Origin of the sequence: Cellulophaga sp. BC115SP (genome assembly GCF_009905545.1) — a bacterium.
Classification (GTDB): Bacteria; Bacteroidota; Bacteroidia; order Cytophagales; family Spirosomataceae; genus Flectobacillus; species Flectobacillus rivi.
Genome location: NZ_JAAALB010000002.1, coordinates 108,930 through 131,495 on the forward strand (window position 1 = coordinate 108,930; position 22,566 = coordinate 131,495).

Below are 22,566 nucleotides of genomic sequence, written 5' to 3' on the forward strand. Positions count from 1 at the left end.
TTCGGACCTCTGTTTTACTATTTATGTACTGTCTTTTTATAAATAATTTGAAGGACACTAGGTACAAAAAGGCAATGAAAAGCCTAGCCCCTTTAATTTTCATAAAGGTTCTGGAAAGCTTTTCATTAGCGCAAATAGTGTCTTAGAATTAAATATTTAGAAGTCTAATATTTTAAATTAGCGGGCAAAATTAACTTTACCCGCATTAAGCTCTAGGCTTTATGCTGTAGGCTAAAAGTTGAAAAGTATTTCTCACGAAATAATTGAATCTCTTTTGCCTAATGCCTACGGCTTACAGCCTAAAGCCTTTTAATACAATTTTACCCGAATAAAGCTCAAGTCTTTATGCTGTAAGCTATAAGATGGAAAGCATTTCTCACGAAATAATTTATGCTTTTTGCCTAATGCATACGGCTTACAGCCTAAAGCGTTTTAATCAAGTGCTTTTAGGCATCTCGATAGTATTTCTTACGATTTTACTGCCAATGGTTTTAGGTCGGTCAATGAGGCTATCTTTACAGGCTGTCCTGTGTCTGAGCTTTTTCTTGCTGCTATCCCAACTAAGATAGCCATTGCTCCATCACGACTTCCTGCCGCCTGACGGTATGTGTCTTTGGCATTAGGATTACGGAAAATCTTATCTCTCAAGCGTGCATCTCCTCCACCATGTCCTTCAGCTTGTTGAATTTTGATGTATTCGATATCTCCAAAATTGCGAGAAAGCATCAACTCATCATAATTCTCAATAGTCATTTTGCCCGATTCTTTAATCCAAGCTTCTAAACGTCCTTTTGTTCCGTTAAATGCTATTCTATATCCTTCATAAGGTGAATATGTTGTTAACGAATAGGCAACATTCACGCCGTTAGCATAATGAATGGTGGCAGCCATTTTATCGAAAATATTAATATCTTCTTTAAACACACAACCGTCTCTCAAGTAGCCATCATGCTTTTCGTTTTCTACGTAAAGCTTCGTTAAGCGGGTGTCTTTTGTTATATCCCAATAAAAATTACAAGACGTCTTGTGTGCACACGAACGGCAGTTTGTACCACGCTGTTCGCCATTTTTACCGTAGTGCTCTAGCGACGCTTGTGCATATACGGATTCTGGTTCTGATTCTAGCCACCAGTTCAGCAAATCGAAGTGATGACTTGCTTTGTGAACCCATAACGAACCAGAATTTTCACGAAGTCGATGCCAGCGTCTGAAATAGTCTGCACCATGACGAGTATCCAAGTACCAATGGAAATCTACAGAAGTAACTTTTCCGATAGCTCCTTCACGTAAAAGTTCGTAAATCTTCTGACGATGAGGCGAATATCGATAATTAAAAGTAACCGTTACCTTTTTTCCAGTACGCTTTTCAGCATCCAAAATAGCCTGACATTTTCCTTCGTCAGTAGTCATTGGCTTTTCGGTAATGATATCAGCGCCCAATTCCATCCCACGAATAATAAACTTATCGTGTGTAGCATCGACTGTTGTTACGATCAACAAATCGGGCTTGGTTTCCTTCATCATTTTCTCGAAATCTGTGTAAACATTACAATTTACACCCAAGAATTGCTTTGCTGTTTCGGCACGACCTGGATTGATGTCACACAAACCAACAAACTCAATTACATCGCCAAATTCTTTTACAACTGGGGTTCCCCACATACCCGTGCCACGATGACCCGTACCCACCATTGCTACTTTGCGTTTGGTGGTAGTATTGCCAAGCGTTTCTGATAAGTTTGCCATCAATAAACCCGCTGAGGCCAAGGATGTTTGCTGTAAAAATGCTCTTCGATTAAGATTGTTTTCCTGACTTTCCATTTCGGTAAGGTCTTTGATTTTCGGTTAACATAGGTTTGTAAAGTAAGTTTTGCAAAGAAAAAAACGCTTTAAATCAACTATTTATACTTTGCACTTTACAAATTATTTATTGTAAAATAACCTATTGTATCAAAACGAACCATCATGCCCCATCCTGTTTATACTGGATATTCTTTGAATAATACAATAAATATTAGTTGGTTGAAATTATTTGAAGTAAAAATGTGTAGACTACGTTGAGAAAGGAAGGGGAATAATCTTATTGTTATCGTGAAGGGTTGGTTAAACCATTGGTCAAATCTTTGAGTGTTTGAGCCATTCTTTCGACCTTAATATCTTCATTTTTTGCGGAGATAATCCTTTTTACAAATGCTTCTTGCTGACGCTCGTCCAACTTGTTAAATGCTTTTTCTGCAAAAGAATCTAGCGCTAGACACTCCGTAAATTCAGTTGGAATGGAAAGTGGACTTTCGTCCAAAAAGAGTTGAATATACACTGTATCTCCAGCCTGTTTTTTAATCTGCTTACGAAGCTCAGCTTTAAGGGGCAAAAACAAATGCCCATTGCCCATAGGCATCAATTTGTAGCGTGACAATTGAAATGAATCGATAGAACCTTTTACTTGTATCCAACCAAATGGATTTTGTGAATTTTGAGCAATAGTAGGTAAAGCCACGTATGTCCAGCCTCCTTTTCCCTCAAATTTTTGAACAGGTAATATCGCATCTATTAATAAAATATCAGGCATTGCTCAAGTTTTGGGACAAGGACTGTGTAGGCTTTAGCATAAAAATTACATTAATTATCGGTAGCATTTCTTGCTGTATCTGATTTTAAGTGCCTTCAAATAACGAATATACGATTAACTAATAACGTTTTCTAGCTTATATTCAATTAGCTGACAACATAAATCATCAGCTAATTGAAAGAATAATAACTCTCTATTTCAAGATATCAGAAACGGTCAGTTTATCCTGAGCGATTTGCGCCTTCAAGGCATCTAATCCGTTGAATTTTTGTTCAGGTCTTACTTTCTGTACAAACTCTACTTTTAAGTTTTCACCATAAATTTCTTTGTTGAAATCTAAGATATTTACTTCAATCGTTTTGTAAGTACCATCTACAGTTGGTCGGTTACCAATGTTTAGCATTCCTCTCAATTTCTCAGCATTGTAATATACCCAAACCGCATAAACACCATCTTGAGGAACCAGTTTGGTTTGTTCACGCACTTGGATATTAGCTGTTGGAAAGCCAATGGTACGACCTATTTGTTTGCCTTTTACCACCAAGCCATTTAAATCATAGTTGCGACCCAAAAAATGCTGCGCTTGGGTCATATCTCCGTCTTGGATAGCTTTGCGAATCTTTGATGAACTCACTGCCACGTGATCAATATCTTGACGTGAAATTTCCTCAACGCCAAAACCATAACGACTGGCATTTTGAACCAGATAATCAAACCCACCCTCACGGTTTTTTCCAAAGCGATGGTCGTAGCCAATCACCAGAGTTTTAGTACCAATAGTATTGATGATTACTTTCTGGATAAACTCCTCCGAAGTAAGCTCCGAAAACTCTCTGGTAAACGGAATTACTAATAGATGTTGAACGCCATTTTGAGTCAACAATTCTATTTTTTCATCTAAAGTAGAAAGGAGTTTTACTTCCTGATTATCGGCCGACACCACCGTGCGAGGATGTGGATAAAAGGTAATAACAACACTTTCTCCTCCTGTTTGTTGTGCTACTTCTGCTAGCCTTTTTAATATTTTTTGGTGTCCCAGATGTACACCATCAAATGTGCCACTGGTAACAACTGCGTTTTCTAGTCTTTGAAATTCTTGAATTCCGTAATATACCTTCATATCACAAAGTTAGTCTAAAAAAAATGTGGTACGACACAGTCGCACCACAAATCCAATAATATGCTATTTTACAGGAGCAACCGCTCTTTGGTTAACAAACTCTTCAATAGTCAAAGCATTAGCTACCTCAAACTCTCCAATACGTTCGCGACGAAGTGCACTCATATAAGCTCCTGATTGACAAGCTAGTCCAAAATCACGTACCAAACTGCGAATATATGTACCTTTTGAGCAGACAATGCGGAAATGAATCGTTGGGAACTCTGAAGTCTCAATGTCAAATTTCTTCACTTCGACTTCTCTCGATTTTATTTCGATATCATCTTCTGTTTTTCCTTTTCTTGCCAATTCGTACAAACGTTTTCCTCCTACAGAAATCGCTGAATAAATCGGTGGAATTTGCAAAATTGGACCTGTCAATTGCGCCAAGGCATTTTGCATGATTTCTTCAGTAATATGTTCGGTCGGAAATTCACCGTCAAATTCAGTTTCTAAATCTATCGAAGGGGTGGTTTTTCCTAGAACCAATGTTCCTGAATATTCCTTTTCTTGCGCTTGAAAACTGTCTATTTGCTTGGTCATTTTACCTGTACAAAGGATTAGCAAACCTGTTGCCAATGGATCTAATGTACCTGCGTGACCTATTTTTTTAAAATTACCTGCATACTTCAATTTTTTGACTACATCAAAAGAAGTCCACGTAAGAGGTTTATCAATCAGCAACACCTCTCCAGGATCTTGCACAGGCTGATTTTGTTGATTTTCATTCATAAAAATTATATTTCTTGGAGTTAATATAGTTTTCCTAAAAGCATGTTTAAATTTTAAAAGTCATTAAAGATTTGTATTTACTTTAGTGAAATCCTACTGTTTAAGCCGAAGGCGAGTTTAGGATTTCTTGACTTTCTTTTGTTACTTTTCTTGTGTCAAGACAAGAAAAGTAAGCAGTGGCGAATGGAAATTTTGTTTTTTCAAACAAATGCCAAATAAAATTTTTAAACATACTCTAAAATCTTACCTCTCATTTTTTACCATCAAATGTATTCTTTCATTACTCATGGTTCATATTATAGCCATCATTATGAAGGGAAACACTTTCATGACAAAAATAACTCCAGAATTTTGATTTTTCATATCATCGCTCCTAGACTACACTAAGTGTGTGTCCTGTTGCCAATAATCCTAAAATGGTTAAGCCTACGATAATACGGTAAATACCGAAATATTTGAAGCCGTATTTATTCAAAATACTGATGAAAAACTTAATAGCCAATACCGCTACAAAAAAAGCAACAATGTTTCCTACCGCTAACAATTTTACCTGCTCTGAAGTAATAGCTCCTTCTTCTTTAATAAATTTCAGCAGTTTGTAACCAGTAGCTGCAGCCATAGTAGGAACCGCCAAAAAGAAAGAAAATTCAGCCGCTAAGCTACGAGTCAATTTTTGCTGCATACCACCAATAATCGTGGCAGCACTACGACTAAGTCCTGGAAACATGATAGCCAAACACTGATACGCACCGATTTTGATGGCAGTAATATTAGTAATATCCGCTTCTTCGTCAAAAATCGGTTTCTTAAACCAATTATCGACAAATAATAAAATGATACCTCCAAGCAATAAAACCGTTGCGATAAATGCTGGATTTCCTAAATGTTCATCAATTAAATCATCGAATAATTTGCCAAAAATTAAAGCAGGGACTACCGCCAACATCAACTTTACATAGAATTGCCATTTAGAAAAGTCAAAAAACTTTTTCCAGTATAAGGCAACAACCGCCAAAATAGCACCTAGTTGAATACATATCTCAAAAAGTTTGGTAAACTTATCATTCTCAATTCCAAGAATCGAGCTGGTTAAAACCATGTGTCCAGTAGATGAAATAGGTAAAAATTCGGTAAGTCCTTCGATGATGGCTAGAATAATAGATTGAATGATAGACATATAATGTTTAAGTATCTTTTAAGTAGGAAATATTAATGGCTCAAAAATACAAAAAACAAAAAGAAGAACCTGTTTTCATATCCAGATTTCCTCTTTTTGTTTTTTAACGGTAAATATTAGTATGAATTAATATCAGGAAATTATTTTTCCTCTAAGATTTCTTCAAAATAGCAAAAAATTCAATGGTAAACCCTGCCAATACTACCAATGGTCCGAGGGTCAAGCCTAAGAAGCCAAAGCCGAACTCCTCTTTATCCAAACTCATAATAAAAAATCCTGCAAGAATAACGATGATACCCAACAACATCAGTGTATAGTTGGCCTTTCCAAATGGTAATTTTGATGAATTTGACATAGTTTTCGAATTTTATTGATATAAAAGCCATTGTGGCTTCGAATTTTATAGTTTAAGTCTTTATAATCTTATTTTAATAAAGATCATCCAAAGACAACTTTAGATATTTATCGACCGAGCGGAAAGTGCTTGTTACACCTACTAATAAGCCTACTATCAAGATGATAAGGATTAACAAAACCATCTTATCTATTTCTTGTAAAATCACCAGGCCATCTACTTTATTCACAGCTAATTGTTGGGTAACAATCAACAAAGTACTTGCAATAAAACCACTAATCAGACCTTGTAAAGCACCTTTTGACACAAATGGCTTACGGATAAAAGAATCTGTAGCCCCTACCAACTGCATACTGCGAATCAGAAAGCGCTGTGAATATAGTGCGAGTTTGATGGTATTGTTTACCAGCATAATGATGATAACCAGCAACAACAAAACAAAACCTGATAAAATGAGATATATCTTAGAGATATTTTTGTTGACTTCGTCTACAAAGTTTTCTACATAACCCACTTCTTTGATTCCTTGGATACGTTCCAGCGACTTTTTGATTTCTTTCAATCTACTTTCGCTGAAATATTCTTCTTTGATTTTAATTGAATAAGAATTCAGTAAAGGGTTGTTGTTTTTGCCTAATAACTTATGAAAATCCTCCCCTGAGTCTTCAATAAACTGCTTTGCGGCAGCATCTTTTGAAATAAAGTTAATCTGAGCAGAATTATCCTTAAAAAGAACAAATGGATATTTTGCAATTTGCTTGTAAATCGAATCCAGTTTGGCATTGGACAAATCATTGTCAAGATAAGCCTGCACTTCTACATTTTGACGAACGACCTCTGCCAATTTGCGAGCGTTGAGCGTCAAGAGTCCACATAGACCAATTAAGAACAAGGCAATTGTTAAACTCACAACTACCATCAGGTTAGGGGTATTTCCTAGTTTTTTAACTTTTGGCATGATTTTACAGTGCGATTTGGAGCGTAATCTTCAATGCTGCGCAAGTAATTCGTAGGTTCGATTGTTATACAAACAAAATTACTTGTTTTTCATTGCAATAATATACATTTAACGCTTTTTAACAAAAAAGCCGTCTGATAAACTCAAACGGCTTTTGCTATCAGTTGAATTAATTTCTACGTTCGATTTCGTCTCTAATTTTGGCTGCTCTTTCATAATCCTCACTTTCGATAGCTTCCTCAAGCATTTTGTTGAGTACTTCTACTGGATTATCTCTGAGCATTTCACCAAATGATTTTTTAGGACTTGGCGTTTCAATTGCCTCCTCATCGTCGTCGTGCTGAGAAGTCTCATTTACAGAAATACCTGCTTCAGACAAAACGTGCTCGGTTGTATAAATTGGCACATTAAAGCGTAGACCAATCGCTATGGCATCGGAAGGACGAGCATCTATAGCAACATCTCGTAAGCCATCCGAACATTGGATTTTGGCAAAAAATACGCCTTCTCTGATATCTGTAATGGTTATTTCGTTGACTGTGTAGCCAAATGATTTTGCAAATGTCTTAAACAAATCATGTGTCATTGGGCGGTTAGGTTCGATTTTTTCAATTTCAATGGCTATTGCCTGAGCCTCAAAAGTTCCGATAATAATAGGTAAACGACGAGGTCCGTGCTCCTCTCCCAAAACAAGCGCAAAAGAACCTGTTTGTGATGAGCTTGGCGACAATCCCAATATTTCTAGTCTTATTTTCTCCACTTTGTAAGAGCTTATAATGAATAAACGGTTGAATTCCTACCAACATTGTCTACAACCTTGCCAAACAGTCTCACTATGCCAATTTGTCATAACCAGTAGGATTTATGCTGATAACAAAGATATAAACCTGATTAATTTTAAAAAAGTTTTCGTCCTGTTTGTTTTGCTAAATTAAAAGTAGGAATATTTGTTGTTTTAGAAATATACGTATCCCTAATTGTATTTCATACTGATTATTAAGGCTGTACAAAGGATTTTAAGAATCATCCATTTCGGATATTGGATGTTGGATTGCGGAAGTATAATCTACTTTATAAAACCCTATTTTGTAAAAAATGAAGGTATTTGCAATAATTCCGAAATCAGAAATCCCAAATCAAAAATTGTTTAAAACCGTTGTGCAATACCAACTGACTATTCATAAAAAAGACCTACCTCTTTGCGAGAATAGGTCTAATTTGCAACAGCAAGAAATTTCGGTTTATCAATATGTCTTGTTATAAAATCTCTGAATAAGTCAGGATTAACCTTTACTTCGCTGCTTGAATGGCTTTTGTCAAACGAGGCAATACATCAAATACATCACCAACAATACCATAATCAGCAGCTTTGAAGAATGGCGCTTCTGGATCTTTATTAATTACCACAATCACCTTAGAAGAGTTGACACCCGCCAAATGTTGAATGGCTCCTGAAATACCGCAAGCGATATATAAATTAGGAGAAACTTTAATACCTGTTTGACCTACGTGCTCGTGGTGAGGTCTCCAATCCAAATCAGAAACAGGTTTAGAACAAGCCGTAGCCGCTCCTAGCGCATTGGCAAGGTCTTCCACAATTCCCCAATTTTCTGGTCCCTTCAATCCACGACCTGCCGATACTACCAAGTCTGCCTCTGGTAACGATACTTGTCCAGATGCTTTATGTGTACCTGTCACCTTTACGGCAAAATCAGCATCGTTCAAGGATGGTGCAAAATTTTCGACAGATGCACTACCATCGCCCTCAACTACATTTACTGCATTTTTCTTTATCGCAATCACTTTCTTGTCAGCAGTCAACGCTACAGTCGCAAAGGCTTTCCCTGTGTAAATACTTCTTTTCACCGTGACACCGCTAGAAAAATCGGGTAAATCCACCACGTTTGACACAATAGAAGCTTTCAACTTGGCAGATACTCGTGCCGATACGGCATCTCCCAATGAAGATTTCGATAAAATGACAAACTCTGCTGAAGTCGCATTTACAGCCTCCGCTAATACACTTGAATAAGCCTGAATCGAGGCAACATTCAAACGAGCATCAGATGCCCACAATACTTTGGATGCTCCATACTTGCCAGCGATGGCCAAAGCTTCATTGCTAGACTCGCCAATGGCAAGAACTGTCACTGAACTACCTTTTGCTTTGGCAACTTCTGAGCCATAATATATTGCTTCTAATGAAGATTTTTTGATTGAGCCGTTATCTAATTCGGCAAAAACTAAAACGCTCATAATAATATCGTTTGTGTGCTAATCAATAAAAACTGTTATCAGTTAATCGTATATCTGTTATTAGGGATTTCATGATTCTCTAAATAACTATCTGATTTTAAACACTTTTTAATTAACACGGTTAAATGCTTTGAATAAAAATTTGATTGAGAATCTTACAAAACCTTAGCTTCGTTTTTCAACAAATCAATTAATTTTTCTGCCTCTTCAGCAGGAATCATTTTTACGGCTCCTTTTGGCGCAGGAAGCGCATATTTCTCTGTAATAGTCAACCCTACCCCAACTGGCTCTACAACTTTTAGAGGTTTTGTTCTAGCCGACATGATACCACGCATATTCGGGATTTTCCACTCAGCAATTGGTTCTTGGCAACCTAATACCAATGGCAATGAAGCTTCAATATCTTCTTTTCCTCCTTCAATTTCACGAGTCATTTTAGCAACACCTCCATCAATTTCTAATTTCATGACTGGCGAAAGCGACGGAATTCCCAACATCTCTCCTACTAAACCATGTATCACACCACTGTTGAAATCAATAGATTCACGACCCATCAAAATCAAATCGTAGTTTTCTTGAGAAGCAATATGTGCAATTTGTTCTGCAACAAAATACGAATCTGTCGGTTCGGTGTTGACACGAATAGCATCGTCGGCACCAATTGCCAAACATTTACGGATTACTTGTTCAGACTCAGCCTCACCCACGTTCAAAACTGTTACGGTACCGCCGTGCTGTTCTTTGAGTTCGACTGCACGAGACAAGGCATAATCGTCGTAAGGTCCGCAAATATATTGTACGCCCGTTTTGTTAAACTTGGTATCACCATCGGTAAAAGAGATTTTAGCGGTGGTATCAGGGACATTGGTAATACATACTAAGATTTTCATAACAATTAAAATATTATGTTTACAGTAGATTAATCGTACAGCTTGAATATTTCACTATACCGAGGATATTTTTAACTTTTCGAACAATATCCTGATGCAATATTAACGAAAAGTTTTAAAAATAGTATGCAAGCATAATAATTTTTTCAAAGTTTTTTACAAACCCTTTTATTTAGAGCAAGATGAACCAATTTCGCCTTGAACAATTGCGTAAATTTTATGAAGAAGAGCCAAATGACCCATTTAATGCGTATGCATTGGCAACAGAGCTATTAAAATTTGACCTACAGTCAGCAAGACAACTATTTGAAGAATTGATAACAAATCACCCTAATTATTGGGCGACCTATTATCATGCTGCGGCACTTTATACTACTTTAGAAGAATTTGATTTGGCTGAACAGACTTACCAAAAAGGAATTGAGATTACAGCAAATCTCCAAAATGAAAAGGCTTTGAAAGAACTTAAAGGAGCCTATCAAATGTTTTTGGATGAGAGAGAAGAATGGTAAACCGTTTCGGATTTGGGATAGCTGATTTTGGATTTTTCGTAAAATGGTCAATTTGTTTTTTTGGTTATCCAAAGTTTATCTAATTCAAATTAAAAAAATCTGAAATCCAATATCTCAAATCCGAAATCCAATTAAACCTTTCCATTTTCAAACGTTCTAAGAAATATAACAAACTCCTACTCGGAGCGTTTACTAGTAAAATCACAACGAAAGTCATGAACTGCAAAAAACACATATTGCTTTTCTTCATCCTAATCTTAAGTTATGGATGCTTGGCTTGGGGAATGAAATCTACTTCACTCGTCAACTCAGGAAGAAAAGCGTTTATTGCAACTTCAAGTATTTCTGGTGTATATGGAGTAGTAAAAAACACAACTCCATCATTTGTTTTGGCAGATGACAACGAAACAGAACCAGAGCATACCTCAGACTTTGTATCAGTTGTTGGTTTTCTTCCAGATTTTAGTGCTTTTTTTGATGCCTTCGTATTACCTAAAAATTTGGTAATATGGAAATCTACTGGCACCACTTTTCCTTATCACATCAATCATCTCTACGTGCTTTTCCATGAATGGAAATATTTACCTTTCTAATTGCTTGTTTTAATACGTTGTAAACTCATTTTCGGTTGCAACAGCCTTTTGGATACTGACTTTTCGGTTTCCACAGTATTATCTATTCGTTTTCTAATCATTATAGTATTTAAAGCCATGAAAACTAACAAGCTTTTCGGAGGAATGGAAGCATTGGGAGGAATTAGCTTCCGTCAAACAGTTGTTGCTTTTACAGCTCTTATCATGACATTGTTCCAAAGTCAAATCTTTGGACAAGCTAATCAGATAGAAACCCTAAAAGGGATGCAACAAAGTATTGCGTCGTACGATGCAGATGTACGTGAGTCTATATTGACCACCAGTCAATATCCTGTGGCGTTGGCAACGATTCAAAATTTGCGTAGTCAGGCTCAAAACTCATTTCAAAACGTTATTAAAGACTTTAATCAGAAAAAACAAGGCTGGTTTTACGAGCTAACACGTTATCCAGATTTGTTACACACCTTGGCTACCACTCCAAGCGGTAAAAGTCGTGATGAGATTGAAGCAATGTTACCCAATAAAGATGAAAATTTGGCAACTGCGGCTTGGAAACTCTATCGTCATCACGAAGATGATTTAGACAAAGTAGATCAATTGTATCAACAAGCGGAGGATGGGTTCAAAAAAACCATTCAGCCACTTGATGCCACAGCGCAAACTGCTTTTACTACATTGGCAAAATATCCAGATGTAATGTTATTCTTGAATGACAATTTGGACATTACGCAACAATTAGGTAAAAAGTATATTTCAGATCAAAGCGGTTTGAAAACTGAGTTGGCTGCACAACATGATAGTTTGGTCGTTCAAAACCAAGCACAATTAGCAGCCTACAAACGTGAATTGGATAAAAATCCACAAGCCAAACAAGAGTTGAACCAAGCAGCTAAGGATTTCGCCAAAAGCAATGGATATATCCTACCCAATGGTCAAATCGCTTATGGTAATGGATATGGTTACGGGTATGCAAATCCATACTCATATTGGTTTGGTTATCCATATTGGTATGGCTCAGCTTTGTGGTATCCTGGAGCATATTGGGGCAGTTTTGGGATGAGTTATGGTTTTGGAGGCTGGGGTTTAGGCATGTTTCCTGCCTACGGATTCTCAAACTGGTTCTTTAATGGCGGTTATTATATGAATTACCCAAATTTGTATCGTCATTACGGAAATTATTACCGTAACGTAGTGGCTAGCAGACCTAATTATTATCGAGGAAATACCTTTAGTGGTACAATGAATAACCACTTTACTGCTTCTAGAGGTAATAGTTTCAACGGAGGTAATCGTCCAAGTTATGGAGGAAACTATGGAGGAGGATTCCGCTCAGGAGGTTTTTCAGGGGGCGGTAGAAGTTTTGGCGGCGGCGGTAGACATCGTTAATAGATAAAAGTTATTCTCAATTTAGTGAGTTGGGGTTGAGTGATTATATTAAAAATCAAAAGCGGTCGAAAATTGTTTTTCGACCGCTTTTTTAATGCTACTATGCTAAATATGACTTAGCTTAAGACGCAATCATTGTGTCTCTACTGACAGAATACAAATTTTCACATAATCACTAAATTCGAGATGACTCCTATTTTTTGTTTAACAAAATACAAGAAATCTTGATTCTCTTAAATACTTATATTCGATCCAGCCACATAACTAGTTGTCCAAGCGGCTTGAAAATTAAATCCGCCTGTTACAGCATCAATATCTAGTACCTCTCCTGCAAAAAACAATCCTTTAATTTTTTTAGACTCCATCGTATTGGGGTTGATTTCGTTCAAGTCTACGCCACCGCAGGTCACAAACTCTTCTTTAAAGGTAGTTTTTCCAGCAACTGTCTGATTACAATTGATCAAGTTTTCGGTAAGCTTATTAAGTTGTTTGTTTGAAACATCAATCCAGCGCAGTTGTTCATCTATTTCGGCTAATTCACATAAACGTTTCCATAAACGAGACGGTACACCCAATAATTGGTTTGACTGAATCACTTTTTTAGGATGAAGCTTTTTTTGAGAAACCCATTGCTCTCTTACTTCATTTTCAGTTGTTTCGCCACACCAATTGATTAATGTAGAGAATTTATACTCCACCTCAGCCAATTCTTTGGCGCCCCAAGCTGATAACTTTAAAATAGCTGGACCCGAAAAACCCCAGTGCGTTACTAATAGAGGACCATCCTGTTTGAGTTTTTTCCCTGCAATTTTGACGTTAGCATTGGGCACACTCACGCCTGAGAGATCTTTAAAAACTCCCTCTGGAGTATTAAAAGTAAATAAAGACGGTAATGGAGAAAGAATATTCAAGCCCAAATCTGCTAGCCAACGATAGCCTTCTACGTTGGGGTTCCCACCTGTAGTGACCAACACGGCTTCTACTTCAAGATTTGTTCCATCTAATAGATCAAGGACAAATCCAGTCTCTTCTTTCGGGTGGATTTTGGATACACCTGTCGAAGTTTTTACTTGAACGCCTTTTCTAATAGCTTCATTTTCTAAGCATAAGGCGATGGTTTCAGAGCTATCTGTGGTTGGAAACATACGTCCATCCAATTCAATCTTTAACGCTACTCCTTTTTGTTGAAACCAATCAATAGTACTTTGAGGATTAAAGGTTTTGAAAAGTGGTTTCAGAAAACTTCCTCCTCTTGGATAGAACTTTGACAATTTTTTATCATCAAAACAAGCGTGTGTCACATTACAACGCCCTCCACCCGAGATTCGCACTTTATTGAGAACCGTTCTATTTTTTTCCAATAACAAAACTTCTGCTGCAGGATTTTGCTCGGCAGCTCTGATAGCACCAAAAAACCCAGCAGCTCCTCCTCCTATTACGACTATTTTTTTTCGACTCATTTGATTTTTTTATCTAAGACTTTTTAATTCTGATACTGTTCGAGCTTATTTCTCGTTTTTTTAGTCAAAAAGCCCCAGACTCTTACGTTTATTAGTACGAAATTAGTAAAATTGTAGTCTTTTAGCTTAATCCCAAAAGCCTAATCTGAAATTACTTTCAAAAAACCGCTTTGGGACATACCGCCTCAATCGAAGATATTCATACCAGAATGGGTCTAGAAAACCCAGTAAAATTGTATTATGAAAACCAGTAAAATTAAGTTTTTATTTTTTCTAGCTGTACTCGGAATCGTTTTATATTATTGGGGTCAACCTCATCCTTTTCAGCAATTTAAACACGATGTTTCTAACATTTTTAACGGTAAAAATGAAAAGAAAAAAGAGCCTTGGACTCGTGAAGGACGCGAAGACAATGTAGCTAGCGACACAAAAGAAAATGACACCGAAGCCTCTGACAATGAAGCCAGTGACACTAAAAGTTCCTCCAAGAAAGATAACTCTATCGTAGATATTCTGAAAGATGCTGTGGAGGAAGGTACCAAAACGTTACCCAATATTAAAGATGAAGTCTTCAAGGATAATAGCTCTTCAAATGTAGTTTTCAAAGATCTTGACAAATACAAACCTTATTCTTCAAAAGACAACGAGATTGTACGTCATACAGGCTATATGTTAAGCTATCAGGAGGACTATGAACAAGCATCTTGGGTGCTACATTTATTAAAGTCAGAAGCAGCAAAGGGGAATGAACCCCGCTCGAATGAATTTATGGCTGACCCTGAAGTATCTACGGGTTCGGCAGTTACTCAGGATTACTCCCGATCGGGTTATGACAGAGGTCACCTTTGCCCTGCTGGTGATTTTAAATATGATCATGAATTGCAAAATGAGACCTTTTACATGTCCAATATGAGTCCACAAGCTCCCGATTTTAACAGAGGTATTTGGAGTGATTTGGAAAGTAGAGTCAGAAAATGGGCGCAAGATAGAGGGGATTTGATTGTTGTAACAGGACCTATTTTACGCCAAGGATTAGAATTTATCGGAAAACGCAATCAAATAGCAGTACCCGAATATTATTACAAAATTGTATACGACCCAAGAGACAAACAGGCTATTGCTTTCTTGATGCCAAATCAAGCTTCTTATGAAACGGTTCGCTCTTTTGCCGTGAGTATCGATAGTATCGAGAAGAAAACAGGAATTGATTTTTTTGCTAAATTTCCAGAATCTCTACAAAAACAAATAGAATCTGGGGTGAACGTGGATGACTGGTTCTAGACAAATTGAGTGAATGGTGATTCGTAGATTTTGCGATTATTTCAGTTGTAAATATGCAATATGATGCGTTTAAAGCTATGTCAACACGAATTTAGCCACAGTTCATGAGGCTCATTTACATTAAAATTCGTAGCATATTTTATCATTTCAATAAATTATCGACGCTATATTTTTGGGTTAAAGAGATTTTTTGAATCTTTGTCAAAAAAGCAAATTGAAGAAAACTGCTGAATATGATTTCTAGCATTTCTGGTTCAATTTAATTTTATACTAACCAACAAACGGTTGAAAAACCAACAAGTACTAAGTGTTTTAACCCCCTGTTTTATGAACAAAGTTTATTTGAGTGATTCGGGTCCTAAAGTTTCAGAAGCGGTTTATGGATTTTGGAGATGGACTAACAATGGCGAACAGACCATTAACCAGATGGAAAAAATCGTAAATCTTTGCCTCGAATTAGGAGTAAATACTTTTGACCACGCAGACATTTATGGCAATTCTTCTATTGAAGAATATTTTGGTAAATTAATCAAAAGTAAAGGGGTCAAAAGAGAAGATATTGTTTTGTTCAGTAAGTGTGGCGTTCGTAAATCAAACAAAGGATATACGTATTTTGACAATTCTGAAAAATACATTTTAGAAAGTGTAGATAACTCTTTGAAGCGCCTTGGCACAGATTACTTAGATATCTTTTTGTTGAATCAATTAGATATGATTAGCAATCCTGAAGAAACGGCACAAACGCTTCGTGAGTTGGTAAACATTGGCAAAATCAAACATATTGGTGTAAGTAACTTTTCGGTATTCCAACACCAATTGTTAGAATCATATTTGCGCAAACCCATCGTTACCAATCATATTGAACTAAACTTAGCCAATACCTCTGCTATTGAGGATGGTCGTTTAGACTTTATCAAACAACGCTTTAGCAAACCATTGGCTTGGGCGCCGTTGGCAGGTGGAAAAATCCTTGATGGCACAGATTTCAAATCGGCAATTTTGAAAGAAAAATTAGCTGAGGTTGGTCAAAAATATGGTGCTAACATCGAGCAAACTGCGGTAGCATGGTTGATTCAACTAGGTACTTTGCCAATTATTGGATCTTTGTCCGAACAACGTATTCGTAATGCTGTGAGCGCTACCGAAATTAAATTGAACCACGAAGACTGGTACGAGATTTACAACGTAGCCTTGATGAAATAGATTGATTTTTTTGCTGTTGTTGGAAAGAGCTCCAACAACAGCAAAAATTCTAAAGAACTATCTTCTTAAATTATCGCATATTACGGCAGTCGCAATACCAGCATTTAGTGACTCTGCACCACCGAATCTTGGAATTGTAATTTTATGCGTAACGACTTCCTCTACTGCTTCAGAAATTCCATTCGCTTCGTTACCTATGATGATATACCCACTCGGCGCAAAATTGAGCGTGTGTACATTTTCTGAGTCCAAAAATGCCCCATATATCGGTTTTTCTTGACCTTTTAAATACTTCACTAAATCGGTATAAAACAAAGAAACTCTCGTAAAAGAACCCATCGTTGAAGATATAACCTTGGGATTATACAAATCTACAGTACCCTCCGAACAAATAATCTTTTGAATACCATACCAGTCTGCGATACGAATAATAGTTCCCAAATTACCGGGGTCACGAATTTCATCCAAAACCAAAGCATATTCGGTGTCATTCAACAGCAGCTCTTGATTAGATTTTATCTTGGCCACCGCAAGCGCCGCGTTGTTCGAACTAAATGTACCAGCCTTTTCTAATTCTGCCTGTCCTACAATTTCGGCTCTCAAAGGTTGTTTGTCTAATAGAGGTTTAGTTTCTTTGTAAAAATCCTCAGTGACATACAACGACTCCAGCTCAAAATCAGATGAAAGTAGTTCAACCACGCTTTTGGCACCTTCCACCACAAAAGATTGGTATTCTTGACGAAACTTTTTTTGCTGAAGAGAATTAATGTATTTAATCTGGTTTTTTGACAACATAAAGCAATATTTTAAAAGGTTAGTCGCTGTATATCAGCACCCTTGTTACATATATTAAGTATGACTTTGAGACATTTTTGCATATATCTCACATTGATTGGTATGGGTAGTTGGCTTTCGGGCTGTACTACTTCAAACATATTTTCTGACCCTTTGCTGTATTCTCAAAACTTTCGTGGCAACCGAAAAATTACTACTGAGAATTTAGAACCGCTGTTGCCACAAAAACCCAACAAAAAAATTCTGCGAACACCCATTACCCCTGGTTTGTATTTTTATCAGCTTTTTTCTAAAGATTTTCCTAAAAAGAAACTTCAATGGGAATATGAACTTACAAAGTTAAATGAGGATTTTGAGGAACAAATAAAAGGGCTTGATATTAATTCGAACGAATACAACAAACTTCTTCAAAAGAAGGAAAAAAAGGCACAAAAACTTACCCGAGCCATTGCAGAGGGCAACTGGGCCATGCGTACATTTGGTGAACCTCCTTCTTATTTTTACAAGGATGAGTCTGAGAAAAACGTTGAGAAAATCAAAACTTACTACAAAAATCATGGCTTTTTCTTAACCCAAGTTTCTTATAAAGTCGACTCTTTGTTTATCAAAAAAGGAAGTGTAGCGGTTACCTACGTTATCAATGAAGGTGTGAGTTATCCTATTGGAAGCAACGATTCGCTGGTGGTGAAAGATTACAAAATTTTGCAATTATTAGAAAAAAACAAAAAGCAAAGTTTTCTTAAATCAGGCGAACGACTCACCCTTGAAAATTACAACGCAGAAAAAGACCGTATTGAAAGTCTATTGAAGAATAATGGTTACTATGCTTTTTCCAAAGACTTTTTAAGCCTAAAAATAAATGCTTTGGATACCGCCAAAACTGGAAAACTACAGGTAATCACCTACATTCCAAGTCCTGATCGTACTCCTCGTAGCAACAATTACTCAACGGCATATAATATTGGAAATATTCAATTTATTGCCGATGGTACCTATGCCAATGCTTATCGTACTACGGTCGATACGGTGTATAGTCCTAATATTCAATACATTTTTGTGAATAAAAAGTTTTCACCAAGTGTGTTGGATACCAAAATTGATTTAAGAAAGCATCAAGTATTTAGTCAAGAAAAAATCAACCAAACCCAAAAGAAACTCTATGGTTTGGAGCAGTTCCAGTTTACTCGTATCAATCTGGATACCACCAAAGGCGTCATAAACGCTTCAATTTATGCCAAACCTTTAGATAAATACGAATTTTCGGTCGAAACAGGTGGAAGTGTGTTTGCAGGTGGAAGTCTTAACAACTTGGTACCCGGACCGTTTTTGAATACTTCTTTCAAAGCTAGAAATATCAATAACAGCGTCAACTCTTTAGAAACTACCTTTCGTTTTGGATTTGAGGCTCAAGCAGGCTTTTTAAGACCCGACTCGGTAAACCGAAATCTTGAGTTAGGATTAAATACCTCGTTTATTATTCCAAAAATATTATTACCTGAGGGTCTTGCCCAACGTTTCGAGAACTACTCTCCACAAACGCGTATTAGTGTGGGTGGAGAGTTTATAGGTCGCCAAGAGTATAACCGTTTTGGCTTTAAGGTTGCCAGTACATTCAATTGGCGTCCTTCGCCCAACAAATATTGGCAAGTATCCCTTTTTGATGTCAACCTTGTCAATACCAGCAATCAAGCACCTGCTTTCCGTAACTTTTTAGATAGTTTGTTACGTCTCGGGAATAACCTCAAACGAAGTTTCCAACAATCATTTATCTCCAGTATGAGTGCCACATACACTTATACCGATAACCCGTATGGACAACTCAAACAGGGAAAATATTTAAAGTTGTTTTTTGAATCTGGCGGTACTACCTTGAACCTAATCAAAGGGAGCAAGTTTGGTTTCTTGACAAATCTTTTACAAGATTCTTTACAATTTTATCGCTTCATCAAAGCCAGTGCCGATTACCGAAAATATATTCCTATTGGGCGTAGTGATAAAACGCTTTTGGCGTATCGAATCAATACGGGAGCAGCCTTTGCGTATGGTGCTGACAAGGATTTACCTTATGAAAAAAACTTCTTTATCGGTGGTCCAAACAGCTTACGAGCATGGCGTCCGAGGGGCTTAGGGCCAGGTTCATTTACGGGTTCGTTTGATAACCCTGGGAGTATTATTTTGGAAACTAGTGCCGAATTACGTTTCAAGATTATTCGTTTTTATGGAGATTTGAACGGAGCGCTTTTTGCCGATGCTGGTAATGTTTGGAGATTTCCAAATCAAAACACGGCGGGTTTGACAGGCTCAGACTTTCAATTGAATCGTTTTTACAAAGAAATCGCAATGGATATTGGTTTTGGTTTGCGCTATGACTTGTCATTTTTCGTGATTCGATTCGACTGGGCTGTACGCGTCCTCGACCCTGCCTTTAAAGGTGACAACTGGGTATTTTTGAGAGATAACCTCAAAAGTCCGCTCTATCCCGAACAACCCTATTCAAATCCTTTGACACTTAATTTTGGTATTGGGTATCCTTTCTAACAATAGCAATTTTGTGAATTATACATAAGTACTTTTTTCAGAAAATCGATGAATTCTATGACGCTTTTTGCTGACAAATATTAACTAATGACAGTTGATTAAAACAAGATTTTTCTTTACCTTAAATCTACTATTAGGCATTATCAAGACTCAGAGTTTGGCATCAAAACCAAGATAAAGTCTATAGGCAAAAATATATTCTTGACCTCAAAATTATAATTGCCATGATGATCTACAAAGCCTCATTAGACAAGCTAGCAAAATTCACCTCGATAGGTGTTACGGTGTTATTTGTATTTATAGCATTTTCCCTATTCCCTGTGCTAAAAAACGAAAGTTATTGGGTCTCGGTTCTGGTGATTGTATTGTTAATCTCTACTTATGTGATTAGTTTAGGCTACAGTCCACGAGCCTATCAAATTACAGAAGACACTCTTTCAATCAATCGACTTTTTTATAATGCCAATTATGAAAGACGAAAAATCGAAAAAGTTGAAATGCTAAGCAACGAGCAAATGGGACTTGCGATTCGTACATTTGGTGTTGGTGGGCTATTCGGATATTTTGGTTATTTCGCTAGCAAAAATCAAGGTTCGATGTTGTGGTATGCGACTCAACGCGAAAAGTTTGTAATGATTCACCTTGAAGGAAACAAAAAAATCGTCCTTACTCCCGACGATCCCATTGGCTTTGTCTCAGATTTAACACTTTAGTTATTTTAGGATTGTGAGTTGTGACTTCCAACTATTGCAGATTTGGGATTTGGGATTTCTGATTTCGGAAATAAAGAAAAACCTCTTTGTTTGTACCAAATTCTGAAGGTTACAATTCCGAAATCCAACATCCGATATCCGAAATTGTATCACATTCCTTCGCTCAGTCCTAGTTATTAATATTGATAGTTAGCGGGTTTATACATTCACTCGCTAAGTGAAATCATGGGTTGAGAACTGTTCCTATTACAAAATTCAGCTTCAACGTAAACACATTTTCTATCAAAACAATAAAATTCAAGTAGCTTCTTTAGAAAAAAAAACGCCTACTCCATTAAACATTTCTGTCTATAATCTATCAAAGCCTTATATATTCCCATTCCAACAATCACCTTATGAAGCAATAATTTACTGAATATTTAAGCTCCTAAACGAGCATACATATTTCTTTAAACTGGGTCAAAAATCGCTAAAACTAAATTTAGTCATGACTATGATTGCTTCAACTCTCAAAAGAATTTCGCTTTTGAAAAAAGTGCTATTCTTTACCGCTTGTTCTCTTTTCATTCAAGTAAAAACTTATTCATTCTCCGATCCAAAACCCATTAGCGTTGACAGTTTACGCTATGGAAAATTTGGAAAACTAACCATGTATCATCCCAATGGTACACCCAACTCTTTGGTGCTCTTCGTTTCGGGTGACGGAGGCTGGCAGTCTGGGGTACTAAGTATGGCTCGTTATTTGGCCTATCAAGGAGCCTTGGTCGCAGGAATTGACGCCAAATCTTTTGCTGCTTCAATGGCAAAAGACAAGGGTGCGTGTTCTTATCCTGCTGCTGATTTTGAGCAATTAAGTATGATGCTACAACGCAAATATCATTTTGCCACTTATCAAAAACCCATTCTTGTAGGATACTCTTATGGCGCAGTATTCATTTATGGACTTATCGCTCAGGCACCTGCTGGTACTTTCAAAGGCGGAATTTCACTTGGATTTTGCCCAGATATAGACCTCAAAAAACCGTTTTGCAAAGGCAATGGTCTTTTGTATCATGTGCTCAAAGAAGGCAAATCGTATTACTTTGACCGTGTCGAAAAACTTCCTGCTCTCTTTATTGTTTTAAACGGTGTAAAAGACCAAACTTGTCCTTACGATGCTACTGCTACATTTTTGAAAGGTATCAAAAATGTAGAACTTATTACGTTGCCCAAAGTTGGACATGGATTTTCGTACACTGGTAACTGGTTGCCTCAGTTCAAGCAAGCCTATAACAAATTATCTGTCAATCCTACTAAAGTACTTCCTGCAAGCCTTAAAACAGACCTTCCCATCGATGTTGTCGAACCCAAAATTGCGGCTAATAAAGAACTTCTTTTCTTTATTTCGGGGGATGGTGGCTGGACGAGCTTTGACCAAGGTATTGCCAATGCTTTTGCAGATAAAGGCGTTTCAGTCGTAGGATTAGATTCTCAGAAATATTTCTGGAATGCTCGTACCCCTGAAGAAACAGCTAGAAAAATTGCGGAGATAGCGCAATATTATTTGCAATATAAAGAAATCAAATCATTCCATATTATGGGGTACTCTTTCGGAGCTTGTGTAGCACCTTTTATTGCAAACAAACTACCCGAATCTCTCCGAGAAAAACTGTCTGGCATCACCCTTCTTTCGCCAGATACTAAAGGAGATTTTGAAATCCATGTAGCCGATATGCTCAGTTTAGGAGGCAATAATGACCCTTACGATGTACTAAAAGAAATGGAATTATCCCACTCTTTAAAACGACTTTGTCTATTTGGAAGTGATGAAGATACTGACATCACCAACTTATTTAGAAAAACAGGAGCAAAAGTCGAAATTCTCCCAGGTGGACATCATTTTGACAATGCTTATACAAGTATTGTGAATAAAGTTCTGGAAAATTAGGAGCGAAGATATAAAAGTTGCAAATAGTTTAAAATCAAGCATTTTATCCTAAAAAATATATT

General features: G+C 36.9%; 20 protein-coding genes. 8 read left to right on the top strand and 12 right to left on the bottom strand.

Features of this window, described 5'->3' with window-relative positions; translation table 11 throughout:
- Positions 1-468: 468 nt before the first annotated feature.
- The 10 genes from GVN22_RS01965 to GVN22_RS02010 form a co-directional block, all read right to left on the bottom strand.
- Entirely contained in the window at positions 469-1,821 is a 1,353-nt protein-coding gene (locus GVN22_RS01965) for a Gfo/Idh/MocA family protein (RefSeq protein WP_166549398.1), read from the bottom strand.
- Positions 1,822-2,086: 265 nt separating this feature from the next.
- Positions 2,087-2,569, bottom strand: a complete 483-nt coding sequence (locus tag GVN22_RS01970) for a YdeI/OmpD-associated family protein (RefSeq protein WP_166549399.1) — start codon at positions 2,567-2,569, stop codon at positions 2,087-2,089.
- A 193-nt stretch (positions 2,570-2,762) separates the two neighbouring features.
- On the bottom strand, positions 2,763-3,689 hold the full coding sequence (locus GVN22_RS01975; RefSeq protein ID WP_166549400.1) for a bifunctional riboflavin kinase/FAD synthetase: 927 nt from the start codon (positions 3,687-3,689) through the stop codon (positions 2,763-2,765).
- 63 nt (positions 3,690-3,752) lie between these two features.
- Entirely contained in the window at positions 3,753-4,460 is a 708-nt protein-coding gene (gene truB / locus GVN22_RS01980) for a tRNA pseudouridine(55) synthase TruB (protein ID WP_166549401.1), read from the bottom strand.
- Between the two features lie 373 nt (positions 4,461-4,833).
- Positions 4,834-5,637: an undecaprenyl-diphosphate phosphatase gene (locus GVN22_RS01985; protein WP_166549402.1), complete on the bottom strand. Its 804-nt coding sequence runs from the start codon at positions 5,635-5,637 to the stop codon at positions 4,834-4,836.
- A gap of 151 nt (positions 5,638-5,788) precedes the next feature.
- Positions 5,789-5,992: a DUF3098 domain-containing protein gene (locus GVN22_RS01990; RefSeq protein WP_166549403.1), complete on the bottom strand. Its 204-nt coding sequence runs from the start codon at positions 5,990-5,992 to the stop codon at positions 5,789-5,791.
- Between the two features lie 73 nt (positions 5,993-6,065).
- Positions 6,066-6,950 carry an ABC transporter permease gene (locus GVN22_RS01995; RefSeq protein WP_166549404.1) on the bottom strand — a complete coding sequence of 295 codons (885 nt, stop codon included), beginning with the start codon at positions 6,948-6,950 and terminating at the stop codon, positions 6,066-6,068.
- Positions 6,951-7,119: 169 nt separating this feature from the next.
- Positions 7,120-7,710, bottom strand: a complete 591-nt coding sequence (locus GVN22_RS02000; RefSeq protein ID WP_166549405.1) for a bifunctional nuclease family protein — start codon at positions 7,708-7,710, stop codon at positions 7,120-7,122.
- A 530-nt stretch (positions 7,711-8,240) separates the two neighbouring features.
- Complete coding sequence (locus GVN22_RS02005) at positions 8,241-9,206, bottom strand: electron transfer flavoprotein subunit alpha/FixB family protein (RefSeq protein WP_166549406.1); 966 nt, start codon at positions 9,204-9,206, stop codon at positions 8,241-8,243.
- A 155-nt stretch (positions 9,207-9,361) separates the two neighbouring features.
- Positions 9,362-10,096 carry an electron transfer flavoprotein subunit beta/FixA family protein gene (locus tag GVN22_RS02010; protein ID WP_166549407.1) on the bottom strand — a complete coding sequence of 245 codons (735 nt, stop codon included), beginning with the start codon at positions 10,094-10,096 and terminating at the stop codon, positions 9,362-9,364.
- A gap of 182 nt (positions 10,097-10,278) precedes the next feature.
- On the opposite strand from GVN22_RS02010, the gene GVN22_RS02015 reads away from it, so the two are divergent.
- The 3 genes from GVN22_RS02015 to GVN22_RS27710 all read left to right on the top strand — a co-directional run bounded on the left by GVN22_RS02015 (position 10,279) and on the right by GVN22_RS27710 (position 12,587).
- Complete coding sequence (locus GVN22_RS02015; RefSeq protein WP_166549408.1) at positions 10,279-10,608, top strand: tetratricopeptide repeat protein; 330 nt, start codon at positions 10,279-10,281, stop codon at positions 10,606-10,608.
- Positions 10,609-10,823: 215 nt separating this feature from the next.
- Positions 10,824-11,201 carry a hypothetical protein gene (locus GVN22_RS02020; RefSeq protein ID WP_166549409.1) on the top strand — a complete coding sequence of 126 codons (378 nt, stop codon included), beginning with the start codon at positions 10,824-10,826 and terminating at the stop codon, positions 11,199-11,201.
- A 117-nt stretch (positions 11,202-11,318) separates the two neighbouring features.
- On the top strand, positions 11,319-12,587 hold the full coding sequence (locus GVN22_RS27710; RefSeq protein ID WP_205690755.1) for a hypothetical protein: 1,269 nt from the start codon (positions 11,319-11,321) through the stop codon (positions 12,585-12,587).
- Between the two features lie 233 nt (positions 12,588-12,820).
- Here GVN22_RS27710 and GVN22_RS02030 read toward each other — a convergent pair whose 3' ends face one another.
- Positions 12,821-14,047, bottom strand: coding sequence for an NAD(P)/FAD-dependent oxidoreductase (locus GVN22_RS02030; protein ID WP_166549410.1), 1,227 nt, complete (start codon positions 14,045-14,047; stop codon positions 12,821-12,823).
- A gap of 240 nt (positions 14,048-14,287) precedes the next feature.
- Here GVN22_RS02030 and GVN22_RS02035 point away from each other — a divergent pair, with 240 nt between their 5' ends.
- Both GVN22_RS02035 and GVN22_RS02040 read left to right on the top strand, forming a co-directional pair.
- Positions 14,288-15,328, top strand: a complete 1,041-nt coding sequence (locus tag GVN22_RS02035) for a DNA/RNA non-specific endonuclease (RefSeq protein ID WP_166549411.1) — start codon at positions 14,288-14,290, stop codon at positions 15,326-15,328.
- Positions 15,329-15,655: 327 nt separating this feature from the next.
- A complete protein-coding gene (locus tag GVN22_RS02040) occupies positions 15,656-16,531 on the top strand; it encodes an aldo/keto reductase family oxidoreductase (protein WP_166549412.1) in 876 nt (291 codons plus the stop codon).
- Between the two features lie 57 nt (positions 16,532-16,588).
- On the opposite strand, the gene GVN22_RS02045 is transcribed toward GVN22_RS02040, so the two are convergent.
- Entirely contained in the window at positions 16,589-17,326 is a 738-nt protein-coding gene (locus tag GVN22_RS02045; RefSeq protein WP_166549413.1) for an RNA methyltransferase, read from the bottom strand.
- Between the two features lie 102 nt (positions 17,327-17,428).
- On the opposite strand from GVN22_RS02045, the gene GVN22_RS02050 reads away from it, so the two are divergent.
- From GVN22_RS02050 to GVN22_RS02060, 3 genes are all read left to right on the top strand, one after another.
- A complete protein-coding gene (locus GVN22_RS02050; RefSeq protein ID WP_166549414.1) occupies positions 17,429-19,864 on the top strand; it encodes a BamA/TamA family outer membrane protein in 2,436 nt (811 codons plus the stop codon).
- 224 nt (positions 19,865-20,088) lie between these two features.
- Positions 20,089-20,577 (top strand): PH domain-containing protein, encoded by a 489-nt coding sequence (locus GVN22_RS02055; protein ID WP_166549415.1) that lies wholly within the window; start codon positions 20,089-20,091, stop codon positions 20,575-20,577.
- A 487-nt stretch (positions 20,578-21,064) separates the two neighbouring features.
- On the top strand, positions 21,065-22,504 hold the full coding sequence (locus tag GVN22_RS02060; RefSeq protein WP_240915545.1) for an AcvB/VirJ family lysyl-phosphatidylglycerol hydrolase: 1,440 nt from the start codon (positions 21,065-21,067) through the stop codon (positions 22,502-22,504).
- Positions 22,505-22,566: the final 62 nt, after the last annotated feature.

Coding starts and splice junctions, on each gene's coding strand:
- GVN22_RS01965 (WP_166549398.1), bottom strand. CDS start 1,821: ATGGAAAGTCAGGAAAACAATCTTAATCGAAGAGCATTTTTACAGCAA.
- GVN22_RS01970 (WP_166549399.1), bottom strand. CDS start 2,569: ATGCCTGATATTTTATTAATAGATGCGATATTACCTGTTCAAAAATTT.
- GVN22_RS01975 (WP_166549400.1), bottom strand. CDS start 3,689: ATGAAGGTATATTACGGAATTCAAGAATTTCAAAGACTAGAAAACGCA.
- truB (WP_166549401.1), bottom strand. CDS start 4,460: ATGAATGAAAATCAACAAAATCAGCCTGTGCAAGATCCTGGAGAGGTG.
- GVN22_RS01985 (WP_166549402.1), bottom strand. CDS start 5,637: ATGTCTATCATTCAATCTATTATTCTAGCCATCATCGAAGGACTTACC.
- GVN22_RS01990 (WP_166549403.1), bottom strand. CDS start 5,992: ATGTCAAATTCATCAAAATTACCATTTGGAAAGGCCAACTATACACTG.
- GVN22_RS01995 (WP_166549404.1), bottom strand. CDS start 6,950: ATGCCAAAAGTTAAAAAACTAGGAAATACCCCTAACCTGATGGTAGTT.
- GVN22_RS02005 (WP_166549406.1), bottom strand. CDS start 9,206: ATGAGCGTTTTAGTTTTTGCCGAATTAGATAACGGCTCAATCAAAAAA.
- GVN22_RS02010 (WP_166549407.1), bottom strand. CDS start 10,096: ATGAAAATCTTAGTATGTATTACCAATGTCCCTGATACCACCGCTAAA.
- GVN22_RS02015 (WP_166549408.1), top strand. CDS start 10,279: ATGAACCAATTTCGCCTTGAACAATTGCGTAAATTTTATGAAGAAGAG.
- GVN22_RS02020 (WP_166549409.1), top strand. CDS start 10,824: ATGAACTGCAAAAAACACATATTGCTTTTCTTCATCCTAATCTTAAGT.
- GVN22_RS27710 (WP_205690755.1), top strand. CDS start 11,319: ATGAAAACTAACAAGCTTTTCGGAGGAATGGAAGCATTGGGAGGAATT.
- GVN22_RS02030 (WP_166549410.1), bottom strand. CDS start 14,047: ATGAGTCGAAAAAAAATAGTCGTAATAGGAGGAGGAGCTGCTGGGTTT.
- GVN22_RS02035 (WP_166549411.1), top strand. CDS start 14,288: ATGAAAACCAGTAAAATTAAGTTTTTATTTTTTCTAGCTGTACTCGGA.
- GVN22_RS02040 (WP_166549412.1), top strand. CDS start 15,656: ATGAACAAAGTTTATTTGAGTGATTCGGGTCCTAAAGTTTCAGAAGCG.
- GVN22_RS02045 (WP_166549413.1), bottom strand. CDS start 17,326: ATGTTGTCAAAAAACCAGATTAAATACATTAATTCTCTTCAGCAAAAA.
- GVN22_RS02050 (WP_166549414.1), top strand. CDS start 17,429: ATGGGTAGTTGGCTTTCGGGCTGTACTACTTCAAACATATTTTCTGAC.
- GVN22_RS02055 (WP_166549415.1), top strand. CDS start 20,089: ATGATGATCTACAAAGCCTCATTAGACAAGCTAGCAAAATTCACCTCG.
- GVN22_RS02060 (WP_240915545.1), top strand. CDS start 21,065: ATGACTATGATTGCTTCAACTCTCAAAAGAATTTCGCTTTTGAAAAAA.